This is a genomic window from Flavobacterium sp. JLP (genome assembly GCF_015350755.1).
GTDB lineage: Bacteria > Bacteroidota > Bacteroidia > Flavobacteriales > Flavobacteriaceae > Flavobacterium.
The window spans coordinates 584,575-602,433 of the sequence record NZ_JADKPS010000001.1 but is presented as its reverse complement, the minus strand read 5'-3'; the positions used below and the strand labels follow the sequence as shown (position 1 = coordinate 602,433).

Here is a 17,859-nt window from a genome sequence, read left to right as displayed (position 1 = left end):
ATAGCAAAATTGACGCAGTTAAAATCGTATTGATTCGAGATTTTTACAATTTCAAATCATCAACATCATTATAATGTACTTTTTGAATTATAGTTCCGTTATTCAATATTACAATACTTGGATTTGCTCTTTCAATTGTTTTTAAAGCTGTTGCATCGCAGAAGTAGAAATCGACATCTAAACCGTATTGTTTTTTAGCTTTTGCAATTTCATCTGCTCCAGAAGCCGTCATCGCAACAACTTTGTATCCTTTTGCTTTTGCGTCTGCATTAACTTTGGCTAACTTTTGCATTCCCTCTGGATTAGAGAAAGCTAAATCGTATGTAACAAAAATTACTAATTTTGGTTCTTTCAATAATTCTTCTTTATAATCAGAATCGTCTTTTGTCATCGTAAAATCATGAATTGGCGGTACGTAACCTTCAGTAATTACTTTGTCTTTACGATCTACAAATGTTGCGCCTTCAGGAATATTTGCTAAATCTTTTTCTGTAAATTCTTTGTCAACGCCATTTACTTTATAGATAAAAGTCATTTCGACAACTGATTTTGGAGCGCCTTCCGGAATTTCCATTCCTTTCTCAATGTTTGTTCCTACTTTGTAAGGACGAAAATCTTTTAACGGATTATGGTTTAATACCCAAAACGCCATAAATGCTGATAGGGCAACGCTTATCAAAACAACTAGATTTGTTATTGAATTTGAAAATAATGGCTTAACTAATTTCTGATTGAAGAATAAAATCAAGATGAAGAAAAGCAATACAACATCTTTTGTAAATGATTGCCAAGGTGTTAAATGTAAGGCATCTCCAAAACAGCCACAATCTTTTACAACATCAAAATAAGCCGAGTAGAAGGTAAGGAAAGTGAAGAAAACGATTAATACCAATAAAGCCCAAATCGTTAATTTTGATTTATAACCAACCAAAAGCATTACTCCTAAAATTACTTCTAAAATAACTAAGAAAATTGCTAAACCTAAAGCCAATGGCTCTAAAAATGGCATATTAAAAACCGGCTCGCTAAAATATTCGGCCAATTTATAAGAGAAACCAACAGGATCGTTTAGTTTTATTAATCCGGAAATGATAAATAATACACCGACAAATAATCGGGAGAATTGAGTAATAATGTTTTTCATAGGAAGATTTATTTAAATTCCAATTTATTAAAATCTCAAATTCCAATATTAAACTTTGGAATTTGGAATTTATTTTTTGGAATTTTTATTTATTGATGGGGTTTAAAATTAAAGCAAAAACAGAATAATTAATCATATCCTGATAATTAGCGTCAATACCTTCAGAAACTAAAGTTTTACCTTTATTATCTTCTATTTGTTTTACGCGAAGCAGTTTTTGAAGAATCAAATCTGTTAGTGAACTTACACGCATATCGCGCCAAGCTTCTCCATAATCGTGATTTTTGGCTTCCATTAAGTCTTTAGTTAACTTTACTTTAGCGTCATATAATTGGGTTGCTTTTTCGACATCCAAATCAGGCTGGTCAACAACACCTAATTCTAACTGAATCAAAGCCATGATAGAATAATTAATGATTCCGATAAATTCTCCTTTTTCATCCTCATCCACTTTACGGATATCATTTTCTTGCAGACTTCTGATTCTTTGTGCTTTTATGAATATTTGATCGGTCAATGACGGAAGTCTTAATATTCTCCATGCACTGCCGTAATCTTTCATTTTATTGATAAATAAGGTGCGGCAAACCGTAATTACATTATCAAATTCAAGGGAAGTATTCTTCATTTATTGCTGTATATTTGCTAAAATTTCTTCAAAAATAAGGATAATTTTTTAAGAGTTTCAAGTTTCAGGTTCTCTTTGTTTCAAGTTTTTTCTAAACAAAGTGTTAATGCACAACTTGAAATCAAAAATAAAAAGTTTCAGGTTTCAGGTTTTCTTAGTTTCAAGTTGAAGAGCTTTCGCAATCTACATTAACATGAAACATGAAACATGAAACAAAAAATAAAAACATATGTTGATTAACTGCAAAGGCGAGCTTATAGATTTATCGATTCCTAAAGTAATGGGAATCTTGAATGTTACGCCAAATTCTTTCTTTGACGGAGGAAAATATAAAAACGAAGACGAAATAATCTCACAAGTAGATAAAATGCTCTCTGAAGGCGCATCATTTATAGATATTGGCGCCTATTCAAGTAAGCCAAGTGCAGAATTTGTATCAGAACAAGAAGAAATCGACCGAATTGTTCCGGCAATTGAATTGATTTTAAAGCATTTTCCAGCAACTTTATTGTCGATAGATACTTTTAGAGCCGAAGTTGCAAAAGCGAGTATAGAAAGCGGCGCTGCGATGATTAACGATATTGCTTCGGGCGAATTAGACGACAAAATGTTTGAGGTTATTGCAAAATATAACGTTCCATACATTATGATGCACATGCGCGGTAATCCGCAGACAATGCAAAGTTTGACGCAATATGATGATATTATTAAAGAAATGCTTTTTTACTTTTCTGAAAAAGTTAAAAAAGCAAGAGCTTTAGGAATTAATGATTTAATATTAGATCCAGGGTTTGGTTTCGCCAAAACAACCGATCAAAATTATGAAGTGATGCAAAAAATTGAACTTTTTAATCTTTTAGAATTACCTATTTTAGCTGGGATTTCTAGAAAATCGATGATTTATAAAACACTTAATGTTACGCCACAAGAAGCATTAAACGGAACAACGTTTCTCAATACAATAGCTTTAACAAAAGGAGCGAAAATTCTTCGCGTGCATGATGTTAAAGAAGCGATGGAATGTGTTACTTTGTTTAATAAAATGAGTTTTTAATATAAATAATTCGTGCAGTTTGTCATTTGGATCCCGAGCCTTAGGGAGAGAGATTACACACGTAATTCCTCAATGAAAATCGCAAATCTTGTCGAGTTTCGAGTGTGATTTCTCCTTCGTCGAAATGACATACTTTGTGTTATAAAATAAAAAAATAAAAAAATAAAAAAATAAAAAAAATGAAATACTTTACTTTGATTATCGCTTTCCTTCTTTTTTCCTGTGCAAGTAAAGAAGACGTTTTACTTCCAAAATCAAATGTCACAATTGTAAAAGATGTACAAGATCTTTCGCCAATTTACATCTTTTTTAAAATTGAAGGAAAAGATACAATCGCCGATGTGAATCGCAAAAACAGCATAATTTCAACCAATTGGATTTTCAATATTGACAAACGTTTGCCTTTGAGATTGGTTATTCCTGAGATAATAAAACTTCAGGAAAAAAAACGTGGTGAAAGTGCCCACAAAAATGAAAAAGCCGAAAATTATTATTCGTATGCTGATTCTGTTGGAAAAAATTTAGCCTTTTTGCCTTTCACGAAAGTGTATTACGCAATGGAAAAACCTACAACAGGCGATTTAGTAATTTATTTTAAGAAAGGAAGTAATATTGTTTTGGTGAATAACGAAGAAACTAAAAAAGAAGAAACCTTAGAACATATTAGCCGTATCGCTTTTTTTGTAAAACCCAAAGTGTATTTGCTGTTTGATAAAAATATGAGCTATCAGGAATATATTCAAAATAAAATATTATTTAAAAAACTTGATTCTTATAATGACGAAATTCCAAAAGAATTCATTTTTTAGTTCTCAAAACTGAAACAAAATCTTTATTGATGATGATAAGGTTCATTTCGTAAAATGGTAAATCCTCTATACAATTGTTCGATAAAAAATAAACGAACCATTTGATGCGAAAACGTCATCAGCGAAAGCGAAATTTTCCCTTGCGCTTTGCTGTAAACCGTATCAGAGAATCCGTATGGACCGCCAATTACGAAAACCAAGGTTTTGATTCCGGAATTCATTTTCTTTTGTAATTCTTCAGAAAAACCAACGCTTGAGAAATTTTTTCCGTTTTCATCTAATAAAATCAATTGATCTGTTGGCGTTAGTTTCGACAAAATCAATTCGCCTTCTTTTTCTTTTTGCTGACTTTCAGATAGGTTTTTGACGTTTTTAATATCTGGAATAATCTCTAAATCAAATTTAATGTAAAACGACAAACGCTTTGTATAATCGTCAATCAAAGTTTGAAGCGATTTATTATCTGTTTTGCCTATGGCGATGAGTTTGATATTCATATTTATTTTTTTGCCACTAATTACACAAATTTTATTTTTTATAGATATGGACAAACCTAACAGGTTATAAAAACCTGTTAGGCTTAGAGTTTAATTTTTAGAAAATTTCGCTTCAAAAGTTTTAAAACGATTATCAAGATCTTTGATTAATTGTTTTTTAACCGCTTCATCCTGAATAAAACTATAATTGATACTGTTATAAACATATTGCTTAATAATGGCATACGAAACATCAGGATATCTTTTGGCTAATAAAACATATTGTTCTGTCATATTGCTTCTTAAAATTCCGGCGTCGTCTGTGCTAATGACAATTGGAACATTAAATTCTTTATAAAGCGTAAACGGATGTCTGTTTTCTTTTACTTTCAAAATAAATTCGTTGCTTGCTAAATTAATCTCAATCGGAATATTATTTTTTGACATATATTTCAATAAATCATACGAATTTGCTTCGTATGCGATATCAACTCCGTGCCCAATTCTTTTAGCACCTGCAATATAGATCGCGTCATTAATGTGCCAAGTCAAATCTTCTGGCTGTACCAAACCTAAAGTCAGTTCTCCGGCATGAAGCGTATATTTTATATCTGGAAATTTCGAGTGACAATATTTAAACATCACCATATGAAGCCAATAATCTTTCATAGAAGTTTCGCCATGTTCCGGAGAAACAATATTTACGCCAGCAACCAATTTGCTGTCGTTTGCAGAAATAAAAGCAATTGTCAGGTTTTTGAATAAATCAACCGGATCCATAAACCGAAGTACAAAATTTTGATAACGCATAGTGAATTTTTCGTCATCAATCTTTAAGTCTTTATGCAGTTTTGCGATGAAGTTAGTATTGAAATCTAAAGCGTATTTTTTAGCGTCTTTTTGCTGAATAGATTTGTACAGTTCGTCTAAAAGTTTAAGTACTGCTTTTTCATCTTTTTTTGCAGAAGCTTGGCGTAATTTTGTATTAAAATCACTCAAATCTGAAACATTCATATCACACGGAATTGTAGAGAATTGCGTTTCGATATAACTGACGTTTTCTGCAATGGCACGCTTTTTTAATTCGAGCATTCCTTCTGCAAAATGGCCTTTTATAGTAGGCTCGAATTTCTGGAAAGAGTCAAAAAACTGATCATCTGAAGGTACAGAACCGTTATAATCTTTAACTGACCACGTCTGCATTACTTGCTGTTGGTAAAAAGCCAGTTTTCCTTCCTCTTTAAGAGAGGAGAATGTTTGCCAGTTGCCTTTTGCAGGTTTAGTTTTCGAAACTTGCATAGTTTCTAAATTAAGATAAAAATCTTCAGCAATTGCTCTTTCTAAAAGAGGTTCTGCATAAATAGATCCTGAAAAATGGTGATGTAAATCGCCGCCTTTTGGCATTTGTTGAAAAAAAGCTGTTAAGAGAGCTTCATTATTTCTTATTTTTTCTAAATAATTTTCAGCTGTTTGAGAAAAGCCGATTTGTGCTATAAAAAAACAGAAAAGTGTAATTATCCTCGTCATACTCTAAGTTTAAATTACATGCAAATGTAAGAGTTTTGGAGGAGATTTGAAAATTGATTTTGATTATGGTGATTTTTACCGCAAAGAACGCAAGGTTTTATCCCAGACATAGCTTAATATAAACGCAAAAGTTCGCAAAGCTTTGCCTGAAAAACTTTGCGAACTTTGCGTAATTCTTTGTGTGCTTTGCGGTAAAAAAACTTATAATCTTAGCAACTTAGAACCTTAGCGTCTTACGAAAACAATACATCCCTAATATCTTCATTCTTATCAAAAACACTTTTTGCAAAAGGACAAAGCGGGATAATTTTTAAATTGTTACTTCTAGCGTAATCTACTGCTGCGAGAACTAATTTTTTGCCAACACCTTTTCCGCTAAACTCTTCATTTACTTCGGTATGGTCGATGATAAATTTAGAATCTCCTGCCCAAGTATAAGTCATTTTACCTGCTTCTTTTCCCTCTTCTATGGCTTCAAAATAGCCTTTTTTTATATCGTTTATTTGTTTTACTTCCATGTTGATTTATAATAAGGTTGTTTTAATTTCTATTGAATGCACTAATACTTTGTGTATTGGGCAGCTGTTGGCAATGGTCTCTAAACGTTGTCTTTGTTCTTCATTGATATCGCCGATAACTTCTATTTTTCTGCTAAATAAGGCCACATTTCGATCAGCATCTCTTTCAAAATCAATTTTGATGTTAATTTCTGACACCTCCCATTGTTTGCGATTGATGTACATTCGCAAAGTGATTATGGTGCAGGAAGCTAATGATGCTGCCAAAAGTTCTGACGGATTAAGTCCTAAATTTTTCCCTCCAATTTCCTGAGGTTCATCTGCAATTAAAATATTGCCGCTTGCTGATTCTATTTCCGTTCGATACAAACGTGTATCGATTTTTGCTGCTATTGTATCCATATTTATTTGATTCTTGGTTCAGGTAAAGGCACAAATTCAGTTTCGCCGGGAACTTTCGGGAAAGTTTGTTCTGTCCAGTCTTTTTTGGCTTTTTCGATTAGGTTTTTATCCGAGGAGACAAAATTCCAAAAGATAAAATGTTCTTCAGGAAACGGCGTTCCTCCAAAGATATAGACGGTAGAATTTGCAGCTAATTCAAACTCACAAAGTGTGCTGTCATTTGTAATTAAAATCTGTTTCGGATCGTAAACGTGTTCACCGCTTTTAATGCTTCCTTCTAAAATATATAAACCGCTTTCGCCGAATAAGTGGTGTCCGATATTGATTTTCTTGGCTTCAGTACTTTTAATTTCAATAAAATATAGTGGACTGTAAACAGGAACTGGCGATTTTTTACCAAAAGCTTCTCCCGCAATTAATTTATACAAAACGCCGTCTTCTTCCCAAGCCGGAATATCATCTGCTTCTACATGTGTAAAATTCGGATCCATTTGCTCCAAATCTTTAGGAAGGGCCACCCAAATCTGCAATCCGTGTAGCATTTTGTCTGAATGTCTTAAATATTCAGGGGTTCTTTCAGAGTGAACAATTCCTTTTCCGGCTGTCATCCAGTTTACAGCGCCAGGTTTTATTTCTAGTTCAGTTCCTAAACTATCGCGGTGCATGATACTTCCTTCAAACAAAAAAGTAAGAGTCGAAAGTCCGATATGCGGATGTGGAGGAACGTCCATATTTTCATGATCACTTAAATGTGCTGGTCCCATATGATCAATAAATACAAATGGACCCACAGCTCTTTTTTCACGGAAAGGCAATAAACGGCCTACCATAAAGTTGCCGATATTGGCTGCACGCTCTTCGATAATTAAACTGATATTTGACATGGTTATTATAATTTTAGTTGAAAACAAAATTACAGTTGCGATAGTAATCTGTAACTTAATTTAGGTTAAGAAAAGCTGTTATTTGTATTATCTATAAAAGTAAGGAAAATGTCGAATAATTCAAATAGTACTTTATTATATAGTCGTTTTGTGATTCCGATCCCGAGGCTTCGGGATCGGAATGAAAAAAAATGAGAATTCGCTCCATTTAATCAATCAATCAATTCAAACTCTAAAACTTCGCTCTCCTTTCCATTAATAATAATCGAAAGTTGATGATTTCCAATATGAAAAACTCTCGTTGTAATCAATTTAAAAGATTGATTTCTTTCAACCTTAATTAATTGATTTGGCTGATAGCTTTTCTCACTGATTTTAAAAACTTTTTTAGCCAAATGTCCTTTTGCCTTTTTATAATGAACCGCATATTCTAAACGAATGTTTTTTGGTTCTGGGTTTTTATTATTTAAATGAAATTGGAACTGCAGATAATCTCCAATTTTCACGATTGGTGTTTTAATTTCAAAAGATGAAAGCTCAATATTGGTACTCTCTAAACCATAATGACTTAAAATTTCTGGATGACCTTGTTTTAATAAAGTTCGAGAGCCGTGTTTTATAATGGCATCTGTTTCTTTGCTACAGCCTTTCCATTTAGAGGCAATTTCTAACACAATCTGCGGATTATCTTTAGCGATATCATTTAAGTTATTAGCAACGCTTCTGCGCACATATTCTGAAGGATCATTTTTTAGATTTTCTAAAATTGGCAAAATAGAAGCTGGATCTTTTTTCAAAAACGGAATTGCCATTGCCCAAGGTAATCTAGGACGTGAACCTTCGCTGGCTAATCTTCGAACATGATGATTTTCATGCAACGACCATTTAATCATTTCATCGATCATTTTTTCTTTATATTTTAATATGAATGGACGAACCGCAAATTCACAACTTATAAATTGAGTAATTGAAACAAACGCTTTAGCCGAAGTTTTAAAATCATCTATTCCGTATATTTCGATATAATCAGCGAAGAATATGAACGCCAAATTACCTTCTGTAAACTTGTTTTTAAGTTTCTGAATGGTTTTGTCAATTAAAGAAATGGCCTCAGTAAAGTTTTCAGGCATAAATTGATGAAATACAATTGTTGTATGTTTCATTCGTTCTTTCCATTCTTTTTGAGCAAAATCACCTTCATAAACGGCTTCAATAAATTTTTGTTTATTGAAAGAAGGATGCACTTCGGCGACAGCCTGACCCAATTTTTCGTAAAAAGAAACCGAGTAAATATCTTTAATTAATCCCATGATTTTATTTGAATGAACTTCAAAGGTATTTAATGTTTCTAATTAAAATTATAGATTGTATAGGAAATTTTAATAGATGGTATATACATCTGCTATGTGAATTAACGCAAGTGAAACACCTTTTCACAGAACTGAAGGCCTATGTTGCTATACGTTTAAAAAAATAAACCTTTTCCTTATAATTTGGATTCATTTTTTTACTCTTAAGGAATTTTTCACAGAAAGGAAACTTTCAAATCCCCAAAATAAATCCTACTTTAGCATCTTATAAAAATTAAGAAAAATGATTAGCGAAGTACAATTTCAAACCGAATTACAACTATTAATCAGTAATGCAATTCGCGAAGATGTAGGCCCGGGCGATTATAGTTCGCTGGCATGTATTCCGGATACGGCGCACGGACAAGCAAAATTATTAGTAAAAGATCAAGGAATTATAGCAGGTGTAGAGCTTGCAAAAATGATTTTTGAATATGTAGATCCAAAATTAAAGGTAAAAACCTTTATACAAGACGGAACACATGTTGAATATGGCGAAGTTGTTTTTGAGGTTTCAGGAAGTTCGCAATCTATTTTAAAGGCGGAAAGAGTGGTTTTAAATACCATGCAAAGAATGTCGGCTATTGCAACAAAAACCAATCAATATGCACAGCTTTTAGAAGGAACTGGTGCGAAAATTTTAGATACACGTAAAACAACTCCAAATTTTAGAGCGGCTGAAAAATGGGCAGTAAAAATAGGAGGAGGAGAGAACCACCGTTATGCACTTTATGATATGGTGATGCTGAAAGACAATCATATTGATTTTGCTGGAGGAATTACATTAGCGATAAAGAAAACCAAAGAATATTTGAAAGCCAATAATCTTGATTTAAAGATTATTGTTGAAGCTAGAAACTTAGATGAAATTCGTGAAATTTTGTTAAGTGACGGAGTTCACAGAATTTTGATTGATAACTTTAATTATGAAGATACTAAAAAAGCAGTCGCGCTGATTGGTAAAAAATGCCAGACAGAATCTTCAGGAAATATCAATGAAAAAACACTTCGTGAATATGGACTTTGTGGCGTAAATTATGTTTCATCTGGAGCTTTAACGCACTCAATTCATAACATGGATTTGAGCTTAAAAGCGTTTTAAATTGTTAATTGTAAATGATCAATTATTAATTTAAAAGTCGAAGAAGTCTAACCTCTAAGAAGTCTAAAAATCTAAAAATATGTCTCAAGAAATAGAAGATCGGATTGAAAAAATTCCGGCATTACGTTCTGCAGCTCGTTTTTTTAAGCAAATAAAATTGCCTTGGCTAGAGGGTTTTTCGTTGTATGATTTACTCGAAATGTACACACTCGGAATTCTCGAAGGTGCCTTTTCGTATCATGCCAGCGCCGTTTCGTTTAGCTTTTTTATGGCTCTGTTTCCTTTTACATTATTTATTTTAAACTTAATTCCTTTTATTCCAATAGAAGGATTTCAGGCCGATTTTCTTCAGTTTGTACAACAAGGAGTACCGCCAAATACATATGATGCAATCAGTAAAATTATCAGTGATATTTTAAATAACAGTCACTCTGGATTATTATCATCTGGATTTTTGCTTTCGATTTTTTTGATGGCAAATGGTATTAACGGAATTCTGAGCGGTTTTGAATCATCAAAACATGTATTTGATAAACGTGGTTTTTTTAGCCAGTATTTAGTAGCACTTGCAATTTCGCTTCTTATGACCATTATTTTGTTTGTGACAGTGGCGACGATTGTGGTATTTGAGGTCTTTATTCAGAAGACGATTATTCAGGATGTATTAAGTGATCGTATACCGCTGATAATTTTGGGCCGATATTTGTTTGTTATTTTAATGATTCTGATAACATCTTCAATATTATTGCGTTATGGTACAAAACAGTATAATAAAGTACCTTTTATCAGCATCGGATCTGTTTTTACAACGATCTTAATTGTTATATCTTCGTTCTTTTTTGGGATTTGGGTTATAAAATTCTCAAAATATAACGAACTTTATGGTTCTATTGGCACATTATTAATTCTAATGTTTTACATTTGGATTAACTGTATGATTCTGCTTTTAGGGTTCGAATTGAACGCTTCTATCAGAAAATTAAAACAAAAAAAAAATAAATAATATGAAAAATTGGATGTTAACGATTGGTGTTTTTTTCTTTGCTTTGAGTACTCAGGCTCAAAGTGTTGTTGGGAAATGGAAAACAATTGACGATGAAACAGGTGAGGCTAAATCAGTAGTAGAGATTTACGAAAAGTCAGGAAAAATTTATGGAAAAGTGGTAGAGATACTTCGTGAAAGTCATAAAAAAGATTTGTGTTCTAAATGTGATGGAGCAGATAAAAATAAACCAATTTTAGGGATGATTATTATAAACGGACTTAAAAAGGACGGATCCGAATATAATGACGGAAGTATTTTAGATCCTACAAACGGAAAAAAATACAAATGTTATATTTCATTAGAATCTGCTGATAAATTAAAACTTCGCGGTTACGTTGGAATTTCTATTATGGGAAGAACACAATACTGGACAAGAGTGAAAAATTAATTTTTTTGAAATACACATGCGAAAATTAGCATCGATAATTTTATTCTTTGTCCTGCTTTCAACCAGTTTTGGACAATCTAAAAATTCGCCATTACAAATAAGTCATCTTACAGGTGACTTTTATGTTTATAAAACGTTTCATGATTATAATGGAACGCTTATTTCTGCCAATGCCATGTATTTAGTTACAGATAAAGGAGTTGTTCTGTTTGATGCGCCCTGGGATCGAACACAGTTTCAACCTTTATTAGACAGTATTAAAGCAAAACATAATAAAGAAGTTGTTATGTGTTTTGCTACACATTCTCACGATGATCGTGCCGGAGGATTGGATTTTTATCGACAGAAACGAATCAAAACTTATACTATAAAATTAACAGATGAAATTCTTAAAAAGAACAACGAAAAAAGGGCCGAATTTGTAATTCCAAATGACACGACATTTACTGTGGGGCAATATACTTTTCAGGTTTATTATCCAGGAAAAGGTCATGCTCCAGATAATATTATAGTTTGGTTTGACAAAGAAAAAGTACTTTATGGAGCTTGTTTTATAAAAAGCGCTGATGCGAAAGATTTAGGATATTTGGCTGATTCTGATGTAAAAGAATGGGAGAAATCAATTAAAAAAGTGCAGGCTAAATTTAAAAATCCCATATATATTATTCCGGGTCACGAAGATTGGACAAATACAGAATCTCTCCATCATACTTTGAAATTGGTTCAGGAATATTTGGCTAAACCATCAAATAAAAAGTAATTTTCCCAATCCTATAAAATATCTACATGTTTTTTGTCGAAGTTATTTTACCGCTTTCCTTAGTTAAACCCCTTACGTATCGTGTTTCTGAGGCTGAATTTCATTTTATTAAAAAAGGAATGAGGGTGGCGGTGCCTATTAAAAATAAAATCTATACAGGACTTGTTTTAGATATTCATGAAAATGCGCCACAATTATATGAAGCCAAAGAGATTCATCAAATATTAGACGAGAAACCAATTGCTACCGAAATTCAAATTAAACATTGGCTTTGGGTAGCAAACTATTATATGTGTGGTATTGGCGATGTATATCGAGGTGCTTTTCCGACCGGATTATTATTAGAAAGTGAAACCATTATTTCGCGAAAGCCAGAAATTGTTGTAAATGATTCTGAGCTTTCTGATGACGAGTTCTTAATTTTTGAAGCTTTGCATCATCAAAGTTCGCTTAAGGTTCAGGAGATTATTTCGATTTTAAACAAGAAAAATATCCTTCCTATTCTTCAAAAATTAATGGCAAAAGATATCATTGTTTTAGAAGAAGAAATAAAAGAAAGCTATAAACCAAAACTGATTCGCTATGTAAAATTACATTCAAAATACGAATCAGATCAAGGTTTAGGAGAATTGCTGGAAGTACTTAAAAACGCTAATAAACAAAAGGAAATTGTTATGGCTTATTTCCAAATAAGCGCTTCAGAAAAAAAGCCCATAACGGTTAAAAAATTGGTTGAGGTTTCGAATTCTACTTCTACAGTTGTGAAAGCTCTGATCGAAAAAGAAATTTTCGAAGAGTATTATTTACAGCATGATAGGGTTTCATTTAATGGAGAAAAATCAGAAAAAAAACTTACACTTAGTGAGGCTCAGCAAACAGCTTTTGATGAAATTAAAAAAAACTTATCAGAAAAAGAAGTTTGTCTCCTTCATGGTGTTACGTCTAGCGGTAAGACTGAAATTTATATAAAGTTAATTGAAGAATATTTAGCAACAGGAAGACAGGTTTTGTATCTGTTGCCAGAAATCGCGCTTACAACACAATTGGTTTCAAGATTACGACTTCATTTTGGAGATAAGGTTGCTGTATTTCATTCTAAATACAGTAATAATGAAAGAGTAGAAGTGTGGAGACAAACACTTGAAAATTCAGAAAAAGCACGAATTGTAATAGGAGCAAGATCGGCTTTATTTTTGCCTTTTAAAGATTTAGGTTTACTTATTGTCGATGAAGAACACGAGCAGACTTTTAAGCAGACAGATCCGGCGCCAAGATATCACGCGCGAGATGCTGCAATTGTTTTGGCTAATTTTCATAATGCAAAAGTGCTTTTAGGATCTGCGACACCTAGTATTGAAACCTACTTTAATACACAAACTGATAAATATGGTTTGGTAACCGTTACCGAAAGATATAATAATGTTCGAATGCCTGAAGTTGTTTTAGTTGATTTAAAAGACAAACATTTCAGGAAAAGAATGACAGGTCATTTTAGTGATCTTTTAATTGAAGAAATTGCAGAAGCTTTGTCTTTGGGCGAACAGGTTATTTTGTTTCAAAACAGAAGAGGATATTCGCCTATAATAGAATGTTTAACGTGCGGACACGTTCCGCATTGTCAGCAGTGCGATGTGAGCCTGACTTTTCATAAACATAAAAATCAGCTGCGTTGCCATTATTGCGGGTATTCTATTGCAAAACCAACACATTGCCATAGTTGTTCAAGTATAGATTTAACCACGAAAGGTTTTGGAACTGAACAAATAGAACAAGAATTAAGCGCTCTTTTTCCAAAGGCTAAAACAGGAAGAATGGATCAGGATACCACACGTGGCAAATTTGGATTTGAGAAAATTATAGATACATTTAAAAACAGAGAAATTGATATTTTGGTGGGAACGCAAATGCTGGCCAAAGGTCTTGATTTTGATAATGTAAGTCTAGTTGGAATTATGAATGCTGATAATATGCTGCATCATCCAGATTTTAGAGCATTTGAGCGCAGTTTTCAAATGATGACGCAAGTGGCGGGAAGAGCTGGAAGATCAGAAAAACAAGGAAAAGTGGTGATTCAAACTTATAATCCAAATCATAATACCATTCAGCAAGTTACAACGCATAATTATATAGGTATGTATAAGGAGCAATTATACGACCGACAAATCTATAAATATCCGCCTTACTTCAGAATTATAAAACTGACATTAAAGCATCGCGATTTTGATAAATTAAAAGAAGGTTCAATGTGGCTGTATCAGGTACTGAGCCAGAATTTGAATATGCCGGTTTTAGGACCGGAAGAACCAGCGATCAGCAGAATAAGAAATGAATATATAAGAACTATTTTGATTAAGATTCCTCAAAATCTTCATTTAGGAAATACAAAAAAAACTATTCAGAAAATGTTGAATAGTTTTGAAGCTGTTGCTCAATATAGGGCTATAAAGGTAATTGCGAATGTCGATTTTTATTAATAATTTAAGATGAAGTAGACAATGCTTTGACTAAATCTTCTTTTTTGTTGCGGCTAAGCGGAATTTTAGTGATTCCGATTTCGGCAAATTTACTGTTAAAGCGTTCAACTTTGTCTATGTTAATAATATAGGACTTGTGTACGCGAATAAATTTTTCTTTTGATAAATCATTTTCAAAAGATTTCATAGTCGAAAGGACCAAATTACTGTCATCTTCTGTTACTACTCTTACATAATCTCCAAAAGCTTCAATCCATTTGATTTTAGCTGTGAAAATTTTAAGTTTTTTAAGATTGCTTTTAATGAAGATATGTTCGCCTTCTTCTTCTTTTACTTCTTTTTTAAGCAAATGCATATCAATAGCTCTCTTAACAGAAGCGTTAAAACGATCTACAGCAATTGGTTTTTGCAGGTAATCTGTAGCATCATAGTCAAATGCTTTTAAAGCGTATTCAGCTTTAGAAGTAATAAATATAATCTGCGGTTTAGATTTTAGTCCGTCAAGGAAGTCGAAACCGTTAATAACAGGCATTTCAATATCTAAAAATATTAAATCAATATTATTTAAAGATATACAGCTTTTTGCTTCTATTGCATTAGAAAAGTCCCCGATTAAGTGCAAACCTGGGTGATTATTAACTAATTTTGCAATAATTGTCCTTTGTATCGAACTATCATCTACAACAACACAGTTTAGTTTCATAACATTTAATTTAAAATAAATTCAGGATAGCAGTAGTAAATGTATTATTTTTTTGCAAAAAAAACTAAAGTCAGCGTGTATTTTTTACTTTACGACGAATAAAAGCAGAATTATGTTGTATATATAAAATTATTCACTACTTTTGCACCCAATTTTAACAAATAAATATTGTATTTATGAATCATTATGAAACTGTTTTCATTTTAAATCCCGTTTTATCTGAGGTTCAGGTGAAGGAAACAGTAACGAAATTTGAAGAATTTCTTACTAGCAGAGGAGCTGAAATGGTATCGAAAGAGGATTGGGGTCTGAAAAAAATGGCTTACGAAATCCAAAACAAAAAAAGTGGTTTTTATCACTTATTTGAGTACAAAGTAGCAGGAGAAGTCCTAATCGCTTTTGAAACTGAATTTAGACGTGATGAGAGAATTATGCGTTTCTTAACTGTAAGTTTAGACAAACACGCTATCTCTTGGGCTGAAAGAAGAAGAGCAAAATTAAAATCTACTAAAGCTTAATTATTATGTCTACAATAGAGCAATCTGCAAAAGGAAAAAAAGACGGAGATATTAGATATTTAACGCCTTTAAACATTGAAACTAACAAAACTAAAAAGTACTGTCGTTTCAAAAAATCAGGAATCAAATACATCGATTATAAAGATGCTGATTTCTTATTGAAATTTGTTAACGAGCAAGGAAAAATTCTTCCTCGTCGTTTAACTGGAACTTCATTGAAATACCAAAGAAAAGTTTCTGTAGCTGTAAAAAGAGCTCGTCACTTAGCTTTAATGCCATACGTGGCCGATTTATTAAAATAATTAAAAACTCTAGTCGCTGGTTTCTGTTAGAGCAGAACCTAACTTCTAAAATATAAGGACAACAACATGGAACTTATTTTAAAACAAGACGTACAAAACTTAGGATTTAAAGATGATGTAGTATCTGTAAAACCTGGTTACGGTCGTAACTTTTTAATTCCTAAAGGTTTTGCTGCATTAGCAACTCCTTCTGCTAAAAAAGTTTTAGCTGAAAACCTAAAACAAAGAGCACATAAAGAAGCTAAAGTTGTTGCTGATGCTAAAGCATTAGCTGAAACTTTAAAAGCTCTTGAAATTAAACTTACTGCAAAAGCTGGTGGAGAGAAACTTTTTGGTTCTATCACAAACATCGACATTGCTGAAGCTTTAGAAAAATCAGGTAACGCTATTGATAGAAAATTCATCACTAGTGGTATCGTAAAACGTACTGGAAAATATTCTGCTAGCATCCGTTTACACAGAGATGTTATTGTTGATTTACCATACGAAATTATCGCTGAAAAGTAATAGTTTGAAATACTATATAAAAATCCCGATGCGAATCGGGATTTTTTTGTTTAAAGTAATATTAGATAAAATTAAAGTTATTTGCCTGTAGCTTATAGCGTAAGGCATAAAGCCAAATAAAAATGAAATACGCAAGATTAACAAAAGAGCAATTTGATGAATTGCATGCAGAATTTGCAAGCTTTTTAGCTACTCAAGCCATTGATAAAGCAGAATGGGATTCTCTTAAAATAAACAAACCAGAAGTTGCTGAGCAAGAACTTGATATTTTTTCTGATTTGATATGGGAAGGAGTTTTATCTAGGGCAGAATTCTTAGAACATTTCTCTAAGAATCATATTTTCTTATTTCAATGTTTTGAAAGTCATGTACAATCTATAGTATTAAAATCGTTGGTTCCAGAAACAGACTTTTTGACAAAAGAAGGTTTGCAGTGGCTAAGTGATAACATGTTTACTGAAACGATAGAGATGAAAGTAGGAAAGAAAGTGTTTACTGAAGACAGAAATACTTCTATTTTTGAATTGATTCAGCAGGGTGCTTTTTTAAGTGACGGACAATTATTCAAACAAATTAATACAATTATCGAGTCATAATTAGAAAAAATGAACCTAAAAAAAGATAAGTCATTGATGTTAAAATGTTTATCTTTTTTTAGGTTTTTAACTTTTGTTTAAACTTTTTAATTTTTTTTACCCCGTAATTCTACGCATTTATTTCGAATACGCAAAAAATTAGCACTATTGCCTTATTATTAGCATCTTACCTTCCTTTTTTTCTCTGTTTAACTTTTTTCAAGTCAATTATTAGTTGTATTTGTAGGTTAATAGTTACATTATTAGATTTTACTAAAATTTTATTAATTTTTTTTGTGATATTTCTAACAGTCGTTTTAAGGTTAAAATTCTAGCATTTGCTGATGTTGACCAATTATATTTTAACATTTTAATTTTTTTAGAATTGAAAAAATAAGAATTTTATGCTTGTTTTATAATTTCATTTTAATTAATTTTAGAATAAGAAAGGTTAAACAAAATGTTTGATGATTTTCTAAAAAACAAACAATTTCAGAGTTCTATTTCTTCTTTAAATATTTAATAAGATAATCGAATAATGTAAGATGTTTTTTTCAACATTGAAGTTTAATATTTTTTAAATAACTTAATTAGTTTGCTTATGGAATTGACAATTACTCTCGTTATCAACTTTGTATTAGGTGTTAAAAATATTTTAGCTTTATTATTTATATTATTAAATAAAATTAGATTG

Annotated in this window: 20 protein-coding genes; 11 read left to right on the top strand and 9 right to left on the bottom strand. The window is 32.0% G+C overall.

What is annotated here, in order from left to right; genetic code table 11:
• Positions 1-43: 43 nt before the first annotated feature.
• Complete coding sequence (locus IRZ83_RS02725; RefSeq protein ID WP_194566683.1) at positions 44-1,144, bottom strand: BT_3928 family protein; 1,101 nt, start codon at positions 1,142-1,144, stop codon at positions 44-46.
• An 85-nt stretch (positions 1,145-1,229) separates the two neighbouring features.
• Positions 1,230-1,772, bottom strand: a complete 543-nt coding sequence (locus IRZ83_RS02720) for a DUF1599 domain-containing protein (RefSeq protein WP_029269526.1) — start codon at positions 1,770-1,772, stop codon at positions 1,230-1,232.
• 229 nt (positions 1,773-2,001) lie between these two features.
• Between IRZ83_RS02720 and folP the strand changes: the two genes are divergently transcribed.
• Together folP and IRZ83_RS02710 are read left to right on the top strand one after the other, a co-directional pair.
• The gene (folP, locus tag IRZ83_RS02715; protein WP_194566681.1) at positions 2,002-2,826 is read left to right on the top strand and encodes a dihydropteroate synthase; all 825 of its coding nucleotides are present in this window, start codon (positions 2,002-2,004) and stop codon (positions 2,824-2,826) included.
• Positions 2,827-3,005: 179 nt separating this feature from the next.
• A complete protein-coding gene (locus IRZ83_RS02710; RefSeq protein ID WP_194566679.1) occupies positions 3,006-3,635 on the top strand; it encodes a hypothetical protein in 630 nt (209 codons plus the stop codon).
• A 23-nt stretch (positions 3,636-3,658) separates the two neighbouring features.
• Here IRZ83_RS02710 and rlmH read toward each other — a convergent pair whose 3' ends face one another.
• The 6 genes from rlmH to IRZ83_RS02680 form a co-directional block, all read right to left on the bottom strand.
• Positions 3,659-4,132, bottom strand: coding sequence for a 23S rRNA (pseudouridine(1915)-N(3))-methyltransferase RlmH (rlmH, locus tag IRZ83_RS02705; RefSeq protein ID WP_029269532.1), 474 nt, complete (start codon positions 4,130-4,132; stop codon positions 3,659-3,661).
• A gap of 90 nt (positions 4,133-4,222) precedes the next feature.
• A complete protein-coding gene (locus IRZ83_RS02700) occupies positions 4,223-5,638 on the bottom strand; it encodes an adenosine deaminase (RefSeq protein ID WP_194566677.1) in 1,416 nt (471 codons plus the stop codon).
• 233 nt (positions 5,639-5,871) lie between these two features.
• A complete protein-coding gene (locus IRZ83_RS02695; protein WP_194566675.1) occupies positions 5,872-6,156 on the bottom strand; it encodes a GNAT family N-acetyltransferase in 285 nt (94 codons plus the stop codon).
• Positions 6,157-6,162: 6 nt separating this feature from the next.
• Positions 6,163-6,558: an OsmC family protein gene (locus IRZ83_RS02690; protein WP_194566673.1), complete on the bottom strand. Its 396-nt coding sequence runs from the start codon at positions 6,556-6,558 to the stop codon at positions 6,163-6,165.
• A 2-nt stretch (positions 6,559-6,560) separates the two neighbouring features.
• Positions 6,561-7,442 (bottom strand): pirin family protein, encoded by an 882-nt coding sequence (locus tag IRZ83_RS02685; RefSeq protein ID WP_194566671.1) that lies wholly within the window; start codon positions 7,440-7,442, stop codon positions 6,561-6,563.
• A 212-nt stretch (positions 7,443-7,654) separates the two neighbouring features.
• Positions 7,655-8,752: a DNA alkylation repair protein gene (locus IRZ83_RS02680; RefSeq protein WP_194566670.1), complete on the bottom strand. Its 1,098-nt coding sequence runs from the start codon at positions 8,750-8,752 to the stop codon at positions 7,655-7,657.
• A 283-nt stretch (positions 8,753-9,035) separates the two neighbouring features.
• Here IRZ83_RS02680 and nadC point away from each other — a divergent pair, with 283 nt between their 5' ends.
• From nadC to priA, 5 genes are all read left to right on the top strand, one after another.
• Positions 9,036-9,893 carry a carboxylating nicotinate-nucleotide diphosphorylase gene (nadC, locus tag IRZ83_RS02675; RefSeq protein ID WP_194566667.1) on the top strand — a complete coding sequence of 286 codons (858 nt, stop codon included), beginning with the start codon at positions 9,036-9,038 and terminating at the stop codon, positions 9,891-9,893.
• A 79-nt stretch (positions 9,894-9,972) separates the two neighbouring features.
• Positions 9,973-10,896, top strand: coding sequence for a YihY/virulence factor BrkB family protein (locus IRZ83_RS02670; protein ID WP_194566665.1), 924 nt, complete (start codon positions 9,973-9,975; stop codon positions 10,894-10,896).
• 1 nt (position 10,897) lies between these two features.
• Positions 10,898-11,326, top strand: a complete 429-nt coding sequence (locus tag IRZ83_RS02665; protein ID WP_194566663.1) for a DUF2147 domain-containing protein — start codon at positions 10,898-10,900, stop codon at positions 11,324-11,326.
• A gap of 16 nt (positions 11,327-11,342) precedes the next feature.
• The gene (gene bla-B1-FLAV / locus IRZ83_RS02660; protein WP_194566661.1) at positions 11,343-12,086 is read left to right on the top strand and encodes a subclass B1 metallo-beta-lactamase; all 744 of its coding nucleotides are present in this window, start codon (positions 11,343-11,345) and stop codon (positions 12,084-12,086) included.
• Between the two features lie 26 nt (positions 12,087-12,112).
• Positions 12,113-14,560, top strand: a complete 2,448-nt coding sequence (priA, locus tag IRZ83_RS02655) for a primosomal protein N' (RefSeq protein WP_194566659.1) — start codon at positions 12,113-12,115, stop codon at positions 14,558-14,560.
• Positions 14,561-14,564: 4 nt separating this feature from the next.
• Here priA and IRZ83_RS02650 read toward each other — a convergent pair whose 3' ends face one another.
• The gene (locus IRZ83_RS02650; protein ID WP_029269560.1) at positions 14,565-15,263 is read right to left on the bottom strand and encodes a LytR/AlgR family response regulator transcription factor; all 699 of its coding nucleotides are present in this window, start codon (positions 15,261-15,263) and stop codon (positions 14,565-14,567) included.
• A gap of 176 nt (positions 15,264-15,439) precedes the next feature.
• Between IRZ83_RS02650 and rpsF the strand changes: the two genes are divergently transcribed.
• The 4 genes from rpsF to IRZ83_RS02630 all read left to right on the top strand — a co-directional run bounded on the left by rpsF (position 15,440) and on the right by IRZ83_RS02630 (position 17,186).
• Positions 15,440-15,781, top strand: coding sequence for a 30S ribosomal protein S6 (rpsF, locus tag IRZ83_RS02645; protein ID WP_029269562.1), 342 nt, complete (start codon positions 15,440-15,442; stop codon positions 15,779-15,781).
• Positions 15,782-15,786: 5 nt separating this feature from the next.
• Positions 15,787-16,083, top strand: a complete 297-nt coding sequence (rpsR, locus tag IRZ83_RS02640; protein WP_002987043.1) for a 30S ribosomal protein S18 — start codon at positions 15,787-15,789, stop codon at positions 16,081-16,083.
• Positions 16,084-16,149: 66 nt separating this feature from the next.
• Complete coding sequence (gene rplI / locus IRZ83_RS02635) at positions 16,150-16,590, top strand: 50S ribosomal protein L9 (protein ID WP_194566657.1); 441 nt, start codon at positions 16,150-16,152, stop codon at positions 16,588-16,590.
• A gap of 122 nt (positions 16,591-16,712) precedes the next feature.
• Positions 16,713-17,186: a DUF6495 family protein gene (locus tag IRZ83_RS02630; protein ID WP_194566655.1), complete on the top strand. Its 474-nt coding sequence runs from the start codon at positions 16,713-16,715 to the stop codon at positions 17,184-17,186.
• Positions 17,187-17,859 lie beyond the last annotated feature (673 nt).

Excerpts from the sequence above, each read along its gene's own strand:
- rlmH (WP_029269532.1), bottom strand. The coding sequence starts at position 4,132 with ATGAATATCAAACTCATCGCCATAGGCAAAACAGATAATAAATCGCTT.
- IRZ83_RS02700 (WP_194566677.1), bottom strand. The coding sequence starts at position 5,638 with ATGACGAGGATAATTACACTTTTCTGTTTTTTTATAGCACAAATCGGC.
- IRZ83_RS02650 (WP_029269560.1), bottom strand. The coding sequence starts at position 15,263 with ATGAAACTAAACTGTGTTGTTGTAGATGATAGTTCGATACAAAGGACA.
- IRZ83_RS02725 (WP_194566683.1), bottom strand. The coding sequence starts at position 1,144 with ATGAAAAACATTATTACTCAATTCTCCCGATTATTTGTCGGTGTATTA.
- IRZ83_RS02695 (WP_194566675.1), bottom strand. The coding sequence starts at position 6,156 with ATGGAAGTAAAACAAATAAACGATATAAAAAAAGGCTATTTTGAAGCC.
- IRZ83_RS02690 (WP_194566673.1), bottom strand. The coding sequence starts at position 6,558 with ATGGATACAATAGCAGCAAAAATCGATACACGTTTGTATCGAACGGAA.
- IRZ83_RS02630 (WP_194566655.1), top strand. The coding sequence starts at position 16,713 with ATGAAATACGCAAGATTAACAAAAGAGCAATTTGATGAATTGCATGCA.
- priA (WP_194566659.1), top strand. The coding sequence starts at position 12,113 with ATGTTTTTTGTCGAAGTTATTTTACCGCTTTCCTTAGTTAAACCCCTT.
- nadC (WP_194566667.1), top strand. The coding sequence starts at position 9,036 with ATGATTAGCGAAGTACAATTTCAAACCGAATTACAACTATTAATCAGT.
- rpsF (WP_029269562.1), top strand. The coding sequence starts at position 15,440 with ATGAATCATTATGAAACTGTTTTCATTTTAAATCCCGTTTTATCTGAG.
- IRZ83_RS02710 (WP_194566679.1), top strand. The coding sequence starts at position 3,006 with ATGAAATACTTTACTTTGATTATCGCTTTCCTTCTTTTTTCCTGTGCA.
- IRZ83_RS02680 (WP_194566670.1), bottom strand. The coding sequence starts at position 8,752 with ATGGGATTAATTAAAGATATTTACTCGGTTTCTTTTTACGAAAAATTG.
- IRZ83_RS02685 (WP_194566671.1), bottom strand. The coding sequence starts at position 7,442 with ATGTCAAATATCAGTTTAATTATCGAAGAGCGTGCAGCCAATATCGGC.
- IRZ83_RS02670 (WP_194566665.1), top strand. The coding sequence starts at position 9,973 with ATGTCTCAAGAAATAGAAGATCGGATTGAAAAAATTCCGGCATTACGT.
- folP (WP_194566681.1), top strand. The coding sequence starts at position 2,002 with ATGTTGATTAACTGCAAAGGCGAGCTTATAGATTTATCGATTCCTAAA.
- rpsR (WP_002987043.1), top strand. The coding sequence starts at position 15,787 with ATGTCTACAATAGAGCAATCTGCAAAAGGAAAAAAAGACGGAGATATT.
- bla-B1-FLAV (WP_194566661.1), top strand. The coding sequence starts at position 11,343 with ATGCGAAAATTAGCATCGATAATTTTATTCTTTGTCCTGCTTTCAACC.
- IRZ83_RS02665 (WP_194566663.1), top strand. The coding sequence starts at position 10,898 with ATGAAAAATTGGATGTTAACGATTGGTGTTTTTTTCTTTGCTTTGAGT.
- rplI (WP_194566657.1), top strand. The coding sequence starts at position 16,150 with ATGGAACTTATTTTAAAACAAGACGTACAAAACTTAGGATTTAAAGAT.
- IRZ83_RS02720 (WP_029269526.1), bottom strand. The coding sequence starts at position 1,772 with ATGAAGAATACTTCCCTTGAATTTGATAATGTAATTACGGTTTGCCGC.